The following is a 17982-nucleotide window of genomic DNA, read 5'->3' on the forward strand; positions in this document are numbered from 1 at the left end:
GAAAACTTGAGAAATCTTTGCGACTACTGCTTAAACCGTGGGGAGTTCAAGTTGTTGCTGATGGGTTGGTTGTGTGAACAACTGGTCCTTATCGGCAGCAAGGGGCGCATTGTAGCACCAAATTTTGACAGGGCTAGATGCGCGCTGCATTTAGCCAAAAAACTGGTAGCACACTGCAATGGCAGCCACCACACCAGCCAATTCAGCCAAAAGAGCACAGGCGACTGCATGACGAGCGCGTTGTATGCCCACAGCACCAAAATACACCGCCAAGACATAAAAGGTGGTTTCAGTGCTGCCTTGAACAGTGGCCGCCGCCAAGGCGGCAAAGCTGTCAACGCCTTGGGTTTGCATGGTTTCAATCAGCATGGCACGGGCCGCACTGCCGGAGAAGGGCTTGACCAGTGCCGTTGGTAAGGCCTCGACAAACCGGGTATCTAAACCCAGCAGCTCAACCACCCAACGGATACTGTCCAATACATAGCCTAAAGCGCCTGATGCCCGAAATACGCCCACGGCACACAACATGCCTACCAAATACGGCAACAGACCCTTGGCTACCTCAAATCCTTCTTTGGCCCCATCAACGAATGCGTCATAGACCGGCACCTTACGCCAAGTGCCCACCACAACAAACAGCAAGATGAGCGTAAACAGCGTTAAATGACCTAGCAAGGATGATAGTTGGGCCAAAGCAGCACCACTAAGCGTAGTGAGAAAGGCCATGAAAGCGGCCAAAGTCAGGGCCACTGGTAAGAGATAAGCCAGCACCACTGGACTGAACAAAGGCAGGCGCTGGACTACAGCGACACTCAGTAGACCAACCAAGGTAGATGCTGAAGTAGCCAACAAAATGGGCACAAATACCATTGTGGGATCGGGTGCGCCCTGCTGCATCCGGTACATGAAGATGCTGACCGGCAACAAGGTGAGCGAGGAAGCATTGAGCACCAGAAACAGTATTTGTGCATTACTGGCGGTGTGGGGCTGGGGATTGAGTTCTTGCAAGGCACGCATGGCCTTCAGCCCCATCGGCGTGGCCGCATTGTCCAAACCCAAGGCATTGGCTGCGAAGTTAAGGGTGATCAGCCCCAACGCTGGATGACCACGCGGAACTTCGGGCATGAGGCGTGCAAACAGGGGTGCCAACCAATGGGCGAGGGTATCAACCAGCCCTGCCTTTTCGGCAATGCGCAAAAATCCTAGCCACAAAGTTAAAGTGCCAAACAACAGCACCATGACTTCGACCGAGAGTTTGGCCATGCCAAACAGTGCCTCGACCATTGAGGCAAAAATTTGCGCATTGCCAGCGAAGAGCCATTGGGCCAAAGCAGCCAAGGCGGCAGTTACAAAAAAGCCCAGCCACAGGGTATTAAGCATTTGTCAGTAGTGGCTGCTGTTAACGCCGCCCAGACTTACCCAAGAAGGGTTTACTGCCAGCTTTACCAGTCTCACGTGGGGGCAATCCGGTGTGTTGTGTGAGCACACGACCTTTGCTGGGTTTGACAGGCGTAGAGTTGGTACGCCGTGCGCTTTGGTAAGCCCCATCGGTGACGGGCTGGAAGGTGGGTATCAGATGGTGCTTGCCGTTGCCGATCAGGTCAGCCCGCCCCAAGGCTTTGAGTGCTTCGCGCAGCAAGGGCCAATTGTTGGGATCGTGGTAACGCAAAAAGGCTTTGTGCAAGCGGCGGCGTTTTTCGCCGCGCACAATGTCCACACGCTCGCTGCGCTCATCGCGGTGGATGCCTGCCAGCGGATTCAGGTTGGTGTGGTACATGGCGGTGGCGGTCGCCATCGGGCTGGGGTAGAAGGTTTGCACTTGGTCGGCACGAAAGCCGTTTTTCTTCAGCCAGAGAGCCAAGTGCATCATGTCTTCATCGCTGGTGCCAGGGTGGGCCGCAATGAAGTAGGGAATGAGGAATTGTTTTTTACCCGCTTCTTCGCTGAACTTGTCAAACATTTGCTTGAACTTGTCGTAGCTGCCAATGCCGGGCTTCATCATTTTGGACAGCGGGCCTTGCTCGGTGTGTTCGGGCGCAATTTTGAGGTAGCCGCCTACATGGTGTTGCACCAGCTCACGCACATATTCGGGCGATTTGACCGCCAAGTCATAGCGCAGGCCAGAACCAATCAGGATTTTTTTGATGCCCTTGAGCGCCCGTCCCCGGCGGTAAATTTGGATCAGTGGGTCGTGGTTGGTGGTGAGGTTTTGGCAGATGCCAGGATAAACACAACTGGGTTTGCGGCAAGCGGCCTCAATCTCGGGGCTTTTGCAGCCCAAGCGGTACATGTTAGCCGTGGGGCCACCCAAATCCGAAATAGTGCCGGTAAAGCCTTTGACCTTATCGCGGATTTCTTCAATCTCGTGGATGATGGAGTCTTCTGAACGGCTTTGGATGATGCGGCCTTCATGTTCGGTGATAGAGCAGAAGGTACAACCGCCAAAGCAGCCACGCATGATATTGACGCTCAGGCGAATCATCTCCCAAGCGGGGATTTTGGTGGCTCCGTCGTGGCTGCCATTTTCATCGGCATAGGTGGGGTGCGGGCTGCGCGCATAAGGTAGGCCAAACACCCAATCCATCTCTGCTGTGGTCAGTGGGATAGGCGGAGGGTTAATCCAAACATCACGCGCAGTGCTGCCTTCGCCATGCGCTTGCACCAAGGCACGGGCGTTGCCGGGGTTGGTTTCGAGGTGCAGCACGCGATTGGCGTGGGCATATAGCACCGGGTCGGCTTTGACCTGTTCGTAACTGGGCAGACGAATGACGGTGCGGTTGCGCGGAGGCAACTTGTGTTTGCCTGCCAGCGCCGGGTTAGGTGCAAAGTGAATGGGCTGCTCAGTGGGCGCTGGTGCGGTGGCATTGCCCTCTTCTTGGCTGCAACTGCTGCCTTGGGCTGCGGCTTGTTCGCTGGTGGTTTGGTAAGGGTTGATGTGCGCCTCGACGGGGCCGGGCTGATCGACTTCGGTCGAGTCCAGCTCAAACCAACCTACTTCAGAGGCGCGGCGCACCAAAGCTGTGCCGCGCACGTCGGTGATATTTTCAACCGGCTCACGGGCAGCAATGCGATGGGCGACCTCCACCAAGGCGCGCTCAGCATTGCCGTAGAGCAGTAAATCGCATTTGGCATCGACCACGATGCTGCGGCGCACCTTGTCGCTCCAGTAGTCGTAATGGGCGATGCGGCGCAAGCTGCCTTCAATACCACCCAAGATGATGGGCACCTCTTTATACGCTTCGCGGCAACGCTGGCTGTAGACGATGGCAGCACGGTCGGGGCGTTTGCCGCCCACATCGCCGGGGGTATAGGCATCGTCGGTGCGGATTTTGCGATCAGCCGTATAGCGGTTGATCATCGAATCCATATTGCCCGCCGTCACCCCCCAAAATAAATTGGGTTTGCCCAAAGTTTTGAAAGCCTCGGCGCTGTGCCAATCGGGTTGGGCAATGATGCCAACGCGAAAGCCCTGCGCCTCTAGCACTCGGCCAATCACGGCCATGCCAAAGCTGGGGTGATCAACATAGGCATCGCCCGTGACCAGCACGATGTCGCAGCTGTCCCAGCCGAGTTGCTCCATCTCGGCCCGACTCATGGGCAGGAACGGTGCCGTGCCAAAGCGCCTGGCCCAATAGGGGCGATAGCTGCTCAGAGGCTTGGCAGCGCGCGCAAAAAAGGAAACGTCAACCGGGGCGTTCATGCAAATGAGAGATGGGATGGGGGAGGAAGAGGCGAATTTTACGGTGCCCCCCTTGTCTGCGCTGGCTTGGGGCTACTGGCACCTGCGCTGACAATGCCGCAATAACGTGACACACTGCCGTTTTGATGGAATTTTGAGATGTTGATACAACTGACCTATGCCAGCCGCTGCGCCCACGCCCTTGGACCTGCAGACGTCAAAGATATTCTGGCAGCCTCGCAGCGCAACAACGCCCGCTTGGGCGTGACCGGGGCGCTGTGTCTGAACCACGGCATCTTCCTACAACAACTTGAAGGTGACCGCATGGTGGTCAATGCGTTGTACCACCAGATTTTGAGAGACCCACGCCACCGCGACACAGTGATCTTAGATTTGTCGGAGATTACCCATCGACAGTTTACGGGCTGGTCTATGGGGCTACTGCCCTCACTGGACACCAACCGTCAGCTGTTTCTGAAATACTCGGTCGGCAGCGAGTTTGACCCTTACAGTATGAGCACTGTGAGCTTGCGTAGCTTCTTTAGCGAGGTTTTACAAAACGTGCGCTGGTTGGAATGAAGCTACGCCCCCACGCCATACAAAAATAATGCCCCCGCAGCACAGAGCGCATCTGAACGAGGTGGGGGCCGGATATTCAGTGCAGTACAAAGACTGGCAACTTGCTCTGGGCAATCACTTTCTTGGTGTGAGAGCCGAACAGGAATTCACCCACTGGGCCGCGACCATGGGTCACCATGACGATCATGTCACAACCTGCTTTTTCGGCCTCTTCAATGATGGCGTGGTCTACACCATAAGCGGTGACAGAAAGACCCGAAAACTCGACCCCGGCAGCCTTGGCCCGCTCTTCAAACTGCCCTAACAGGGCATTGGCATGGGCAGCGTTCTTGGCCTCGTGGTTCTTGATGCGGTCAGCAAAGGTATCAGCGTTCTGGCTGGTAACGGCCAAAGGCACATCTGGCTCCACCACAAAGCCAGTAATACGGGCGCCGAGCTGGGCAGCTAAGGCAATGCTGCCATCCATGGCACGGTGAGAAAGTTCAGAGCCGTCCACGGGCACAAAGAGATGCTGGTACATGTAGGGGAGTCTCCTCATAAAGGAATGAGCTTAGCGCATGGCATTAGGGGGCTGTGGTGTGGAAATTACGCACATGCCCGCACTGGTATGTGCCACCTCAGTGGCAACCGACAGTATGGCAAACATGCGGCAAAAAATGAGCCAACAGGCGCTTACAATTGCCCCTGTACCCGTCATTGGGGAGTAGCCGACCTGTTTCTCTGTACAGGGGTTTGCGTCAACACACTTGTCCCACAGGACATGGCGTAAGCAGCTTCCAGCCTGGCAAGACCTTTGACTGCACAGCCTCCGGACGGGCCGGGGTTGCTGTGCAGTCTTGTTCTGCTTCCGGCCCTGGAGTTGTTATGGAATCCTTCTTTATCTCTACAGGTGTAGTGGCCTTGGGCGAAATGGGCGACAAAACCCAGTTGCTAGCCGTCTTGCTGGCCGCCAAATTTCGTAAGCCCTGGCCCATTATTTTGGGCATTTTGGTTGCCACGTTAGCCAACCATGCCCTGGCCGGGGCCGTGGGTCAATGGGTAGCCAGCTTACTGGGGCCAGAACTGTTGCGCTGGGTAATTGGCGTGTCTTTTTTGGGCATGGCTGGTTGGATGCTGATTCCCGACAAAGTAGATGATGATGCAGCCGACAATAAGGTGCTGCTGGGCGTTTTTGGCACCACCGTGCTGGCTTTCTTCTTGGCTGAAATGGGCGACAAGACCCAGATCGCCACTGTGGCTTTGTCCGCCAAGTATCCTGACTTTGTCGCTGTGGTAGCTGGCACCACTTTTGGCATGATGCTGGCCAATGTGCCTGCGGTGTATTTGGGCAATAAGGTGGCCGAACGCATACCGATGAAGCTGGTACATGGCATCGCGGCTGCTATTTTTGCGGTGCTGGGGCTACTCACCTTGTTCAATGTAGGTAATCTCTGGTAGGCCGGAATGCCCTGAAGGAGCGCGTTTGAGTATTGGCACCTCGTTTTTGCTGATCATCTTAGCCAGTGTGGTGCTGGCGATGGCGTTGGCCGTTGTATCGTACCGCCGTACCAATGTGCTACACACATGGGCAGGTGCGTTGGTAGCCCATGCTGGGGCCTATATCTTGTTTGCCTTGCGTGGCCAGATCAGCGATGTGTTGTCGATTGTGCTGGCCAATACCTTGTTGGCCATCACTTTTTCTCTGTTTGTCTTGGGTGTAGCGCGTTTCCAAGAATGCCGTTTGTCACCCCTGCGGCTGTGGTGGCCAGTGGCGGTGGTACCCCTGCTATTTACCTTATTGCTGCCTTACAGCACAGCCCGGATCGTGTCAGGGGCGGTGGTTTTTGGTGCGCAAACAGCACAGGCTGGCCTGATGTTATGGCAAAGACGCAAGCAAACACCGGGGCGGGGCCAATACATTTTGATGACGGGTTTCTTCTTGGTGATTTTCGTCTTTGGCTTGCGTGCAGTGAGCACCCTGACGGGCTATGTCACCATTAGCTCCATATTGGACAACAACCCAGTGCAATATGTCTCGTTTTTGATCGTGGTGGTTGGGCTGATGCTGCTGTCAATGGGGCTGGTGTTGATGGTGTATGAACGCCTAGAAACAGCCATGCTTGAAAGCCAAGCACTGTTGCAGCAACAAAATCAGGCGCTAGCGCAATATGCCATCGACTTACAACAGGCGAATCAGCAGCTTGAAACCTTGTCCATCACTGATGGCTTGACAGGGCTGTTTAATCGGCGCCATTTTGACCACCTCCTGACAATAGAATGGGCGCGTGCCGCTCGCCAAGGCAGTGCGTTCTCGGTGCTGATGATGGATGTGGATTGTTTCAAGAGCTTTAACGACCACTACGGCCACCAAACTGGGGATGTCTGTCTGGTACAAGTGGCCCAAGTGCTACAAGGTTTTAGCCGTCGTGCGGGTGATGTGGCAGCCCGCTATGGCGGCGAGGAATTTGTGTTGCTGCTAGCCAGTAGCACACAACCTACCGCAGCCGAGGATATGGCCGATACCTTACGACAAGCCGTACAAGCCTTGCACATCCCCCACGCCTCATCCCCTTGGGGTTGTGTCACCATCAGTGTGGGCGTAGCCTCGGTGGTGGCCGGGCCACACCTGAGTGCCGATGCGGTGTTAAAGCTGGCTGATGATGCGTTGTACGCAGCCAAAGCTGCTGGGCGCAATCGGGTATGCAGCGCGCCAACACTTACGGCCAGCCCGCACGGCCCTGCGATTGCTCATTGATATGGGCCACAAAAGCGGCTGCCTGTGTTTGTGGCAGGCGCAAATGCAACGTGACCAGCGAGGCGTGTTCGACCTGCAACAGCTCGGCCCCAGCGTGGTCAATCTCGCGCCGCAGCAAGCCTTCTAAGGCATAGGGCACTAGGCATTGCAGGGTTTGCATGCGTTGCAGTTGCACTTTGGGAGCCGTGAGCAAGGCTTGGGCAATGGTGTCGGTATAAGCACGCACCAAGCCTCCAGCTCCTAACTTCACGCCACCAAAATAACGCACCACCGTGGCCAACACCCCTTCGAGGTCTTGATGGCGCAACACATCCAACATAGGCCGCCCAGCCGTACCGCTAGGCTCACCATCGTCCACTGCTGCCGATTGACCGCCCGCCAACAAAGCCCAACAGATATGGGCCGCACCCGGATGTTGTTGCCACAAGGCATCTACATGGGCTTGGGCGCTAGCGCGGTCGCTCATCGGCTGCACACAACCGATAAAGCGACTTTTTTTGATGATCAGTTCGCTGTGTGCGGGGGCGGCCAAAGTTTGGGGCATGAGACGGCACAAAGGGTGGCAGTTTACGCGCCCAGATAGGCCTTGCGAATATCGCCGTTAGCCAACAAATTGGCCCCTGTGTCTTCCAGCACCACGCGGCCATTTTCGAGCACATAGCCCCGGTCGGCAATTTGCAACGCTTTGTTGGCATTTTGCTCGACCAAAAACACCGTGACACCCTCCTTACGGATGGTTTGGATGATCTCGAAAATCTGCGCAATGATGAGCGGGGCCAAGCCCAGCGTAGGCTCATCCAGCAGCAACAGGCGCGGTTTAGACATCAAAGCCCGCCCAATCGCCAGCATTTGTTGCTCACCCCCCGACATGGTGCCCGAACGCTGGTGCGCCCGCTCCCGCAGGCGCGGAAACAAGCCAAACACATGCTCGATACCCGCTTCAATCTCGGCGTTGTCGAGAAAGAAGCCGCCCATTTTCAGGTTCTCGGTTACGGTGAGGTCGGCAAATACACGCCGTCCTTCGGGCGAAATGGCAATACCCTTGCGCATAATCAAGTGGGGCGGTAGGTTGGTGATGTTCTCACCCTCAAACCAGACACTGCCGCTGCTGGCACGGGGGTTGCCGCACACCGTCATCAGCAAGGTCGTTTTGCCCGCCCCATTCGAGCCAATCAGCGAAACAATTTCCCCTTGGTTGACACGCAAACTGACATCGCTGGCAGCCCGAATGGCACCATAGTAGGTATTGATATCGCGCAATTCCAACATGGTTTGCATCATTCTTCTCCCAGATAGGCTTTAATGACCCGCGCATCGTTGCGAATCGCCTCAGGTGTGCCCAAGGCAATGGGTTTGCCATATTCCATCACCAGAATGCGCTCTGAAACCCCCATCACCAAACTCATATCATGCTCAATCAGCAATACCGTCACTTGGTGTTGGTCGCGCAATTGTTGGATTAAGCCTTGCAGGTCTTTTTTCTCTTGCGGATTCAAACCCGCCGCAGGCTCGTCTAACATCAATACACGCGGGCGTGTAATCATGCAGCGGGCAATTTCTAAACGGCGCTGGTGGCCATAGGCCAAATTACCAGCCTCGCGGTTGGCAAACTCGCGCAAACCCATATGGTCTAGCCACTGCACTGCTTGATCGATGGCTTCTTGCTCAGAGCGGCGATAAGCGGCGGTATTGAACAAGCCCGCCAAAAACCCAGCACGCACATGGCGGTGTTGGGCCACCAGCAGGTTTTCTAACACCGTCATGTTTTTGAAGAGGCGCACATTCTGGAAGGTACGCACCAACCCATGCGTTGCTACGGTGTGGCTCCCCAGCCCAGCAATGTCACGCCCTTCTAGCGCAATGCGTCCCGTGCTGGGTTTGTAAAAACCGCTGATGCAGTTGAACACCGTGGTTTTACCAGCCCCATTGGGGCCGATGATGGCAAAAATCTCGCCACTTTGCAGCGAAAACTCGACCCCATCCACGGCCAATAGGCCACCAAAGCGCATGGAGAGTTGGCTAATGTCTAACAAAGGGGTGCTCATGTCCGCACCTCGATATGGTGGCGTTGCATTGGCAGCAGCCCTTGGGGCCGCCAAACCATCATCAAAATCATGACCAAACCAAACATCAGCATACGGTATTCAGAAAATTCACGCGCCAGTTCAGGCAGCACGGTAATCAAAATGGCCGCAATAATCACCCCCAGTTGCGAACCCATGCCGCCCAGCACCACAATGGCCAAAATCAAGGCCGATTCGATAAAGGTGAAAGACTCTGGGTTGACAATGCCTTGGCGTGCCGCAAAGAAGGCACCACCAAAACCGGCAAACATAGCCCCCAGCGTAAAGGCCGAGAGTTTGATTTTCATCGGGTTTAGGCCCAACGAGCGGCAGGCAATTTCATCTTCACGCAGCGCCTCCCAAGCCCGACCAATGGGCATCCGAATCAGGCGGTTGGAAATCCACAGCGTCAATACCGCCAGCGCCAGCGCCATCAGGTACAAGAAAATCACCATGTGCAACGAATTGAACTCTAGCCCCAGCCATTGGTGGAAGGTGGTACCCCCTTCAACGCTGGGATTGCGGGCCAACTCCAAACCAAACACCGTGGGCTTAGGAATGCTGGAGATGCCATCCGGGCCGCCCGTCCAGTCGGTCAGGTTGACCAACAGCAGGCGAATGATTTCGCCAAAACCCAAGGTGACGATGGCTAAATAATCACCCCGCAAACGCAGCACCGGAAAGCCGAGCAAAAAGCCAAACAACGCCGAGGCTGCACCAGCCAGCGGCAGTGCCTCCCAGAAGCTCCAGCCCGCCCAATGGAACAGCAATCCATAGGTGTATGCGCCCACTGCATAAAAGCCGACAAAGCCCAGATCGAGCAGGCCTGCAAAGCCAACCACAATGTTCAGCCCCAAGCCCAACATGACATAAATCATGGCCAGCGTGGCAATGTCTACCGCATTGCGCCCAGCAAAGAAAGGCCAGCTTACGGCAATCAGCAAAGCCGCCAACACCAGCCCCATACGCTGGCTACCAGACACTGGTGGCAAAGTGGGCCAAGCAAGGTGCGATAGGCGTTTACCCAGCAGTGGGCGCAACATCTGCACCACAAACACCAAAGCGCAAGCCCAGAACACAAAACCCCACTGCGGCTGCACCACCGTGCGGCCTCCAGCACGCTCTAGGTGCAGGCCAAAAATCGGAATCACGACCAGTGCCGTGAGCACAGTAGCCATGAGCGCATGGCGAAGGTTAGAACGCAGCATCACACCTTCTCCACTTCTGGTTTGCCCAACAGGCCCGTGGGGCGGAACAGCAAAATCAGCACCAACAGGCCAAAGGCGACAATGTCTTTGTATTCAGACGAGATATAAGCGGCGGCAAAGGTTTCAGCCACCCCCAATAGCAAACCACCCAACATAGCACCCGGAATACTGCCAATACCTCCCAAGACGGCGGCGGTAAAGGCTTTGATGCCCACCAAAAAGCCAATAAACGGATTGAGCTTGCCCACGGCCAGTGCGATCAGCACCCCCCCCACCGCAGCGAGCATGGCTCCCAAAATAAAGGTGAAAGAAATCACACGATTGGTATCAATGCCCAGCAAATTAGCCATGTGCATATCTTGCGAGCAAGCGCGCGAAGCCCGGCCCATGCGTGAATGCTTGATATAGAGCGTCAAGGCAATCATCAAGGCCACGGCCACCACAATAATCAGCACGCGCGAGTAGGGGATATAAATCTCAAAGCCGCCCTCAGTACCAAAGCGCATGGCACCAGGGATGAGCGATGGCACCGCCATATCGCGTGCGCCTTGGCCCAAGGCCACCCAGTTTTGCAGAAAAATCGACATCCCGATGGCCGAAATCAGCGCCACCAATCGGGGGCCGTGGCGCACGGGCTTATAAGCCACCTGCTCCACCACAAAACCATAAACGCCCGTGAGCAATGCCGATACCAGCAACATGAGCCCAATCACCACCGCCACGGGTAAACCACTTTGCGTTCCAATGACCGACAAAGTGACCAGACCGGCATAAGCACCGATCATGTAAATTTCGCCATGCGCAAAGTTGATCATGCCGATGATGCCGTACACCATGGTGTAGCCAATGGCAATCAGCGCATAAATCGCACCCAGCGACAAGCCGTTGAACAGCTGTTGAATCAGCTGTGGCAAGAGTTCAGACATCCAAGGACATCCCAAAAAAAGGGGGCCACACGCCCCCAAAGTGAATGACGCACCAAAGCATGGCCGCCGCTGCCGCGGGGCCATGCTCAGGCAAAGGGTTGAAGAGTAAGGAGCGGTTTACTTGGTAGCCAACGACTTACCGCCGTCTTTGTGCCATTGGTAAATCTGGAACTCAAACGACTTCAGATCGCCCTTCTTATCCCAGGCCACAGTGCCAATGGGGGTGTCAAACGAAGCTTTGTGCAAATGCTCAGCCACTTTGGAGGGGTTGTCACCCACGGCCTTGATGCTGTCGATCAGCACCTGGGCCGCAGCGTAAGAAGACAATTGGAAGGCACCGGCAGGGTCGCGCTTCTTGTCTTTGAAGGCCTTGACGATGGCTGCATTCTTGGGATTGGCAGAAAAGTCAGCGGGCAAAGTCAGCAGCATGCCATCTACAGCCGGGCCAGCAATCGCATTGATTTCGGGGTTACCCACACCTTCTGGGCCCATGATGCGGGTTTTGAGGCCTTGCTCTGCCGACTGGCGCAACAGCAGGCCCATTTCGGGGTGGTAGCCACCGTAGTAGACAAAATCTACACCGGCACTCTTGAGCTTGGTGATGACAGCAGAGTAATCGCTGTCGCCCGCATTGATGCCTTCAAACAACACCACATTGACGCCCGCCTTCTTCAGATCGTCGCGCACCGAGGCGGCAATGCCTTGGCCGTAGGATTGCTTGTCGTGCAGCACGGCCACTTTTTTCGGCTTGACTTTGTCCGCAATAAACTTGGCGGCAGCGGGGCCTTGCTGGTCGTCACGGCCAATGGTACGGAAGATGAACTGGAAGTTTTTGCCTTCAGTCAGGGCTGGAGAAGTCGCCGAGGGCGTGACCGCCACAACGCCTTCGTTGTTGTAAATAGGCACGGCGGCAATAGCGGCACCCGAGCACACTGGGCCGACCACATAGCCGATTTTGGCATTGACCACACGGTTGGCGGCTACTGGGCCTTGCTTGGGTTCACAAGCATCATCCACCGGAACCAGCTCAATCTTCTTGCCGTTGATGCCACCAGCAGCGTTGGCCATTTCTACAGCAGTGGTCACGCCTTCTTTGACCATATCACCGTACTGCGTCACGGGGCCAGTAGCCGGAATGACCATCGCAATTTTGATATTTTGTGCATGCGCCACAGGCAGCAACATGGCACCAGCCAAACCCAAAGCAGCAGCGACGGTATGCAAACGGAACGGGAGCATCATCAGGAATCCTTCCAGAATAGGGTGATACCAAACTTACAATTTGGTGAAAAGTAACGCTATTGTCCGTCAGGACGGCCCATTTTGTGCCACAAAGCCATTGCACTGCACTACAGTGCTGCTTATGTCCAACTATTGGCTGCTTGCGCCCTCCCCCAGCCACGGTCTGCCGTTGCCACTGGAAGATGCAACCGCCTTACTAGAAAAATTGGGCCGTGCCAGCAGTCATGCCGTAGCGGAAGATTTGCTGCACCTGCTGGGCCGCCATGTCGGCTTGGCGCAATGCACGATCTTTACCTTGCGAGGCCAAGGCACACCGCAATTGGTGGGGCTGGGGGATCGTTCGCGCACCCACCAATTGCCCCTGATCTCTAGCGACTATGTGAGCCGTTTTTATCTGCTGGATGGCAGCCAGCAGGTCATGCAAGCCGAAGAAAACCGCCATCGTCGCTTGGATGCCACCCGTCACCAGCAGCGCATTGTGCTACACCGACAACGCAGTAGCGATGTGCAACACACTGAATACCGGGCCGTATGCTATGAACAGCCCCAGCTGCTAGAGCGATTGTCTGTCTTGCAGCCACAGGAAGGTGGGCGCTGGCTATCGGTCAATTTATACCGCGGTACAGAACATGGCTTTTTTGACGCCACAGCCATTGCCACCGTCGAAGCCTATGCCCCCTTTGTCATGCAGGCCATGCGCTTGCACTATGCGGGCCAAACCTTGCAAGACGATCTGGCCGGCTTGGTACTGACCCGCCTGCAACAACGTTGCCCTGCCTTGACACCCCGTGATCTGGATGTGGTGCGTAGCGTGTTGCAAGGGCTGAGCACCGAGGCGCTGGCCGAGCGCCTCGGCCTGACCATAGAAAGCGCCCGAACCTACCTTAAGCGCCTGTACCGCAAACTAGGGGTAGCCGGTCAGCGTGAACTGTTTTCGCTGCTACTAGAGCCTTTGGCCTGAGACCTGCCACGAAGCCCAGGGAAAACCCACCCCTGAACCAAGACGATACGTCCCCTTTTAGGGACAGTGTGGGCTGTATGGGTTTCTACACTGCATACCATCTCAACCCAAGGTGAGCGCCATTCACCGGGCTCATCCCCACCACTGGAGACCACTTTTATGCACCGGCCCAGCACCCAGCCTCGTCCTTCCATTTATTACGATTACCAAGTGTTTGCCCCTTGGCTCCCCTCACAAAACCCCGCACAGGAGCGCAAAAAAGTAGTGATTGTGGGCGCGGGGCCTTCTGGCATGGTCACAGCCCTAGAACTGGCCCGCCACGGTGTACCCTGTGTGGTGTTGAATGCTGAACTACAGTTTTCCCAAGGGAGCCGGGCCATTGTGTTCACTCGGCGCTCGATGGAAATTTTGCAACAGGTCGGTGTGGCCGACCGAATGACCGAAGGCGGCCTGCCTTGGCGCTTTGGCAATTCCTACTACCGCAACCAACGGTGTTTTCGCATGGAGGCACCGCATGATCCGGATGACCGCTTTTTTCCGATGATCAACGTGCAACAACAATACATGGAAGAGTATTTGCACGATGCCTGCCAAGCACATGGGCTGATCGATTTTCGCTGGGGCAATAAAGTCATTCAAACCGAGCAAAAAGAAGGCTTTGTCACGGTGACCGTAGACACCCCAGAAGGGGAATACACCTTGGACAGCGCGTGGGTAGTAGCCGCCGATGGCGGACGCTCTGCCATCCGCGAAGGCATGGGCTTGCGTATGGAGGGCGCATCGTACGAAGGCTTTTTTGTGATTGCCGACATCAAAATCGACCTGCCTCTGCCTACCGAACGACTGGCCTACTTTGATCCTGCCTGGAACCCTGGCAACACCATTTTGATGCACCGTGAACCCCACGGCATCTGGCGCGTCGATTACCAATTGCCCGCAGGCGAAACACCCGAAGAAGCCCTTCGTCCAGAGTCGCTCAAGGCCCGCATTGATGCACAGTTGGCGATGATTGGTTTTGGCGGCACGCCTTGGGAGATGGACTGGTCATCGGTTTACTCAGCCCGCACACTGACCCTGCCCGACTATGTGCATGGCAACGTCATCTTTACTGGGGATGCTGCGCACCTGCTACCCATTTTCGGGGTGCGTGGGGCCAACACTGGTTTTCAGGATGCGCAGTCGCTGGGATGGCATCTGGCGTTTGTCATCCAAGGGCTGGCAAGCGAAAAACTTCTAGCCAACCACAGTGCCGAACGTGTGGGCGCTGCGCGTGAAATTATCGATGAAGCAGGCAAAAGCACCCGTTTCATGGCCCCCCCTTCGGGCGGCTTTACAGTGCTGCGCAATGCCGTGTTGTCATTGTCACTGACACAGGATTTCGTGCGCCCGCTCTACCACTGGCGCACCTCACGGCCCCATGAGTACACACATTCAGCACTCAACAGCCGCGGCGATGACAACGCTCTGTTCACTACCGGGCCTGCCCACGGCGCCCCACCACAAAATGTTCGTCTGGGGGGCAATGACTTTTTGCTCGATCATCTGGGCGGTGGTTTTGATTTACTTTATTTCACCCATGCAGCAGCCATCCCACAGCCCCTGCAAGAGGTGGTAGCCGCGGCACGCGCCCAAAAGATACCACTCAAGGTGATTGCTGTAGGCGCCATCCAACCCGTGGCGGGCGCTGACCTCACCCTGCCAGACACGCACAGCCATTGCCGCCAGCGTTATGGCATCCAAACCGATGGTGGCGCCTACCTGTTGCGCCCCGATCAGCATGTCTGCGCCCGCTGGCTCACGCTGGATGCGACACGCCTACAAGCAGCCTTGAATGCTGCCCTACCCCAATAAGAGAAGAAAGAGCTTTATGTCGAGCACCACACCCCACACCTTGACCGTTCCGGCACTAGAAACGGTTTACGACACTCTGGCTACCGCCATTGACCAAGCTGGGCCAGAAAAATCACAGCTTTTTTTAGTCAAGCTGGCGCTGCTCAATGCCAATGTGCTGGCAGATGCCGAGTTGTTTGGGCAACACATCCAAATCGCTTTGCGTGACCTGTAAGACACCCTGCAGCGCCAAGTAAGTATCTTGTTCTGTGCTGCGCCCACTACACACAGACTCCTAGTCAACCGAGGGTTTGGAGCAGCACAAAGACTGCTACCTCCCCCGACTCTCAGCAAGCGCCTAGCTTAGGTGCCATGAACAACAAAAAACCCTGCCACCAAAAAGTAGCAGGGTTTTGTTGCGCCGTAAGGCTAAATACTTGGTGGGACGTGCGGGAGTCGAACCCACGACAAACGGATTAAAAGTCCGCTGCTCTACCAACTGAGCTAACGTCCCAACTGTGTTTCGACTCGAATTATAGCATGGAAAATTCTTTCGGGGAGCAACCAGCACCAATCTTGCTCTTTACGACGACAAAAACAGCACGTTTGCTGTACCAGGCAACCTCAGTGAGCACAAGCTCCCCTATGATCCCCGCCTGTCAGCAAATCGTCATAAAAATACTATCAAGACAAGCGATGCCATGAATGATTCCGTTCCACACTCTACCGCCGCGTCCTTACACCGCTCTGATGATTCCGGTTTTTTTGAACACCACGGCGTCTGGGCACCAGGTGTGCGGGCTTTTCGTAACCTGCGTTTTGCCACCAAAGCCCTGATCATCTCGCTGGCCTTTATGCTGCCAATGTTGGCGCTGGTAGGCTGGATGCTGAAAACCGAGTTTGATACCTCTATCCAGTCGCGCATGGACGCCACCCGTCAACATGTAGAGGTGGCTTATGGTTTTCTGACGTGGGCACATGGTCAAGAAACATCGGGGCAACTGACCCAAGCACAGGCGCAAACATTGGCCAAACAAGTGATTGGTAACCTACGCTACGACAAGCAAGAGTATTTTTGGATCAATGATGTGCAACAGCGCATGGTGATGCACCCGATCTTGCCCGATCTGAATGGTAAAGATATGCGCGACCGCAAAGACCCTAACGGTTTTGCGCTGTTTCAAGCCTTTGCAGAAACTGGTCGGGATGGTGGCAAAGGCTTTGTGTCTTACCAATGGCCACGCCCAGGCAATCAACTGCCAGTAGACAAGCTGGCCTATGTGCAAGGTTTCCAGCCCTGGGGTTGGGTGCTGGGCTCTGGTATTTATGTGGACGATCTTTACAGCGTTTTTCTGCATGAATTAACCATCGCCGGACTGGGCGTACTGGTCAGTGTGGTGGTGGCAGGCTACCTGTTTTTGACCTTTTACCGCGTGATGGATGGTGGCCTCAAAGAAACGCGCCGCCACCTGCGGGCCATGACCAGTGGCGATCTGACCACCTCGCCTTCGCCTTGGGGCAAAGACGAAGCCGCCCAACTGATGATTGAACTGCATGCGATGCAGGATGCACTGCGCACCATGGTGCTGCGCGTGCGCCGCTCCAGCGATGACATCGTCCATTCAGCCAGCGAAATTGCCAGCGGGGCGCTGGATCTGTCTCGTCGCACAGAGCACACCGCCAGCAATTTGGAGGAATCTGCGGCCTCGATGGAAGAAATTGCCGCCACCGTGAGCAACACCACACAGCACACGCAAGAGGCGTCCAAAGTGGCGCAACACAATGCCCAAGTTGCTAGCGATGGTGGCAATGTGATGCGGGAGGTGGTCAACACCATGGAAGGCATCCGGCAGTCGTCGGCACAGATCTCCGACATCATCAGCACGATTGATGGCATCGCTTTCCAGACCAATATCTTGGCACTCAATGCAGCCGTAGAAGCTGCCCGCGCTGGAGAGCAAGGCCGAGGCTTTGCCGTGGTCGCCTCTGAGGTGCGCAATCTGGCTGGGCGCAGTGCCGCAGCCGCCAAAGAAATCAAAACCCTGATTGACAGCAGCGTTGACCAAGTAGCTACCGGCACCGACATTGTGCGCAAAGCGGGCAGCACTATCGAAGATATCGTGCATTCCTCCCAGCATGTCAACAACTTGCTGAGCGAGGTGGCCACAGGCGCCCGCGAACAAGACCAAGGTATTGGCCAAATCGGTCAAGCCGTGCAGGAACTCGACCGGATGACACAGCAAAACGCTGCGCTGGTCGAAGAAACGGCCGCTGCCGCAGCCGCCATGCAAAATCAGGCCCAAACCTTGGCCAGTGAAGTCGCTCGTTTTATCCTTCCTGCCATGGCCCAACTGTCAGAGCAGGACGATGCGGGGTACGGCACCACCGCCGTGACAGATTTTGATTTTGACACTGCCATTGAGGCCCACCGCCAATGGAAGGTCAAGCTGCGTTCGGCCATTGCCAAACACGACAAGTTGGATGCCGACACCATTTGCCGCGATGACCAGTGCCCCTTGGGCCGCTGGATTCATGGCCCCGGTGGTGAACGCTGGGGCAACCGCCCTCTGTTCTCGCAATTGCTGACCAAACATGCCGACTTTCACCAAAGCGCAGGTGCAGTGGCCCGCAAAATCAATGCGGGGCAATACAACGATGCCGAAAAACTGATTGGTGCGGGGTCTCACTTCTCTGATATTTCACTGGAAGTGACCACCCTGTTGAGTACGGCCAAACGTGGTCTGTAGAGAGATTTTTTCT

Annotated in this window: 16 protein-coding genes, 1 tRNA gene and 1 riboswitch; of the genes, 7 read left to right on the plus strand and 10 right to left on the minus strand. The window is 55.8% G+C overall.

Annotated features, from left to right (window positions below):
• Positions 1-150: 150 nt before the first annotated feature.
• Positions 151-1380, minus strand: coding sequence for a nucleoside recognition domain-containing protein (locus ACYVB2_RS12745; RefSeq protein ID WP_382433745.1), 1230 nt, complete (start codon positions 1378-1380; stop codon positions 151-153).
• A gap of 19 nt (positions 1381-1399) precedes the next feature.
• The gene (locus ACYVB2_RS12750) at positions 1400-3700 is read right to left on the minus strand and encodes a YgiQ family radical SAM protein (RefSeq protein ID WP_382433743.1); all 2301 of its coding nucleotides are present in this window, start codon (positions 3698-3700) and stop codon (positions 1400-1402) included.
• Between the two features lie 138 nt (positions 3701-3838).
• Here ACYVB2_RS12750 and ACYVB2_RS12755 point away from each other — a divergent pair, with 138 nt between their 5' ends.
• The gene (locus ACYVB2_RS12755; RefSeq protein ID WP_382433741.1) at positions 3839-4258 is read left to right on the plus strand and encodes a BLUF domain-containing protein; all 420 of its coding nucleotides are present in this window, start codon (positions 3839-3841) and stop codon (positions 4256-4258) included.
• Between the two features lie 76 nt (positions 4259-4334).
• Here the strand turns inward: ACYVB2_RS12755 and ACYVB2_RS12760 are convergent, their stop codons facing one another.
• Positions 4335-4778, minus strand: a complete 444-nt coding sequence (locus tag ACYVB2_RS12760; RefSeq protein WP_382433739.1) for a universal stress protein — start codon at positions 4776-4778, stop codon at positions 4335-4337.
• A 163-nt stretch (positions 4779-4941) separates the two neighbouring features.
• A riboswitch (yybP-ykoY riboswitch) is annotated at positions 4942-5119 on the plus strand.
• A 3-nt stretch (positions 5120-5122) separates the two neighbouring features.
• Between ACYVB2_RS12760 and ACYVB2_RS12765 the strand changes: the two genes are divergently transcribed.
• The gene (locus tag ACYVB2_RS12765) at positions 5123-5695 is read left to right on the plus strand and encodes a TMEM165/GDT1 family protein (protein ID WP_382433737.1); all 573 of its coding nucleotides are present in this window, start codon (positions 5123-5125) and stop codon (positions 5693-5695) included.
• A 25-nt stretch (positions 5696-5720) separates the two neighbouring features.
• Positions 5721-6992 (plus strand): GGDEF domain-containing protein, encoded by a 1272-nt coding sequence (locus ACYVB2_RS12770; RefSeq protein ID WP_382433735.1) that lies wholly within the window; start codon positions 5721-5723, stop codon positions 6990-6992.
• On the opposite strand, the gene ACYVB2_RS12775 is transcribed toward ACYVB2_RS12770, so the two are convergent.
• From ACYVB2_RS12775 to ACYVB2_RS12800, 6 genes are all read right to left on the minus strand, one after another.
• Positions 6955-7536, minus strand: a complete 582-nt coding sequence (locus ACYVB2_RS12775) for an IMPACT family protein (protein WP_382433733.1) — start codon at positions 7534-7536, stop codon at positions 6955-6957. The genes ACYVB2_RS12770 and ACYVB2_RS12775 overlap by 38 nt on opposite strands.
• A 23-nt stretch (positions 7537-7559) precedes the next feature.
• A complete protein-coding gene (locus ACYVB2_RS12780) occupies positions 7560-8261 on the minus strand; it encodes an ABC transporter ATP-binding protein (RefSeq protein WP_382433753.1) in 702 nt (233 codons plus the stop codon).
• Positions 8262-8269: 8 nt separating this feature from the next.
• Positions 8270-9037 (minus strand): high-affinity branched-chain amino acid ABC transporter ATP-binding protein LivG, encoded by a 768-nt coding sequence (gene livG / locus ACYVB2_RS12785; RefSeq protein WP_382433731.1) that lies wholly within the window; start codon positions 9035-9037, stop codon positions 8270-8272.
• The gene (locus ACYVB2_RS12790) at positions 9034-10263 is read right to left on the minus strand and encodes a high-affinity branched-chain amino acid ABC transporter permease LivM (protein WP_382433729.1); all 1230 of its coding nucleotides are present in this window, start codon (positions 10261-10263) and stop codon (positions 9034-9036) included. Before ACYVB2_RS12790 ends, livG begins: the two co-directional genes overlap by 4 nt.
• Positions 10263-11189, minus strand: a complete 927-nt coding sequence (gene livH, locus ACYVB2_RS12795; protein WP_382433727.1) for a high-affinity branched-chain amino acid ABC transporter permease LivH — start codon at positions 11187-11189, stop codon at positions 10263-10265. Before livH ends, ACYVB2_RS12790 begins: the two co-directional genes overlap by 1 nt.
• Positions 11190-11306: 117 nt before the next feature.
• A complete protein-coding gene (locus tag ACYVB2_RS12800; protein ID WP_382433724.1) occupies positions 11307-12431 on the minus strand; it encodes a branched-chain amino acid ABC transporter substrate-binding protein in 1125 nt (374 codons plus the stop codon).
• 121 nt (positions 12432-12552) lie between these two features.
• Here ACYVB2_RS12800 and ACYVB2_RS12805 point away from each other — a divergent pair, with 121 nt between their 5' ends.
• The 3 genes from ACYVB2_RS12805 (at position 12553) to ACYVB2_RS12815 (ending at position 15457) form a co-directional block, all read left to right on the plus strand.
• Positions 12553-13392: a helix-turn-helix transcriptional regulator gene (locus ACYVB2_RS12805; protein WP_382433722.1), complete on the plus strand. Its 840-nt coding sequence runs from the start codon at positions 12553-12555 to the stop codon at positions 13390-13392.
• Between the two features lie 159 nt (positions 13393-13551).
• The gene (locus ACYVB2_RS12810; RefSeq protein ID WP_382433715.1) at positions 13552-15243 is read left to right on the plus strand and encodes an FAD-dependent monooxygenase; all 1692 of its coding nucleotides are present in this window, start codon (positions 13552-13554) and stop codon (positions 15241-15243) included.
• Positions 15244-15259: 16 nt separating this feature from the next.
• Entirely contained in the window at positions 15260-15457 is a 198-nt protein-coding gene (locus ACYVB2_RS12815; RefSeq protein WP_382433713.1) for a DUF2783 domain-containing protein, read from the plus strand.
• Positions 15458-15660: 203 nt separating this feature from the next.
• Here the strand turns inward: ACYVB2_RS12815 and ACYVB2_RS12820 are convergent.
• Positions 15661-15736, minus strand: a tRNA-Lys gene (locus ACYVB2_RS12820).
• Positions 15737-15923: 187 nt separating this feature from the next.
• On the opposite strand from ACYVB2_RS12820, the gene ACYVB2_RS12825 reads away from it, so the two are divergent.
• Positions 15924-17969, plus strand: coding sequence for a methyl-accepting chemotaxis protein (locus ACYVB2_RS12825; RefSeq protein WP_382433712.1), 2046 nt, complete (start codon positions 15924-15926; stop codon positions 17967-17969).
• Positions 17970-17982: the final 13 nt, after the last annotated feature.

Source organism: Giesbergeria giesbergeri, from assembly GCF_054779375.1.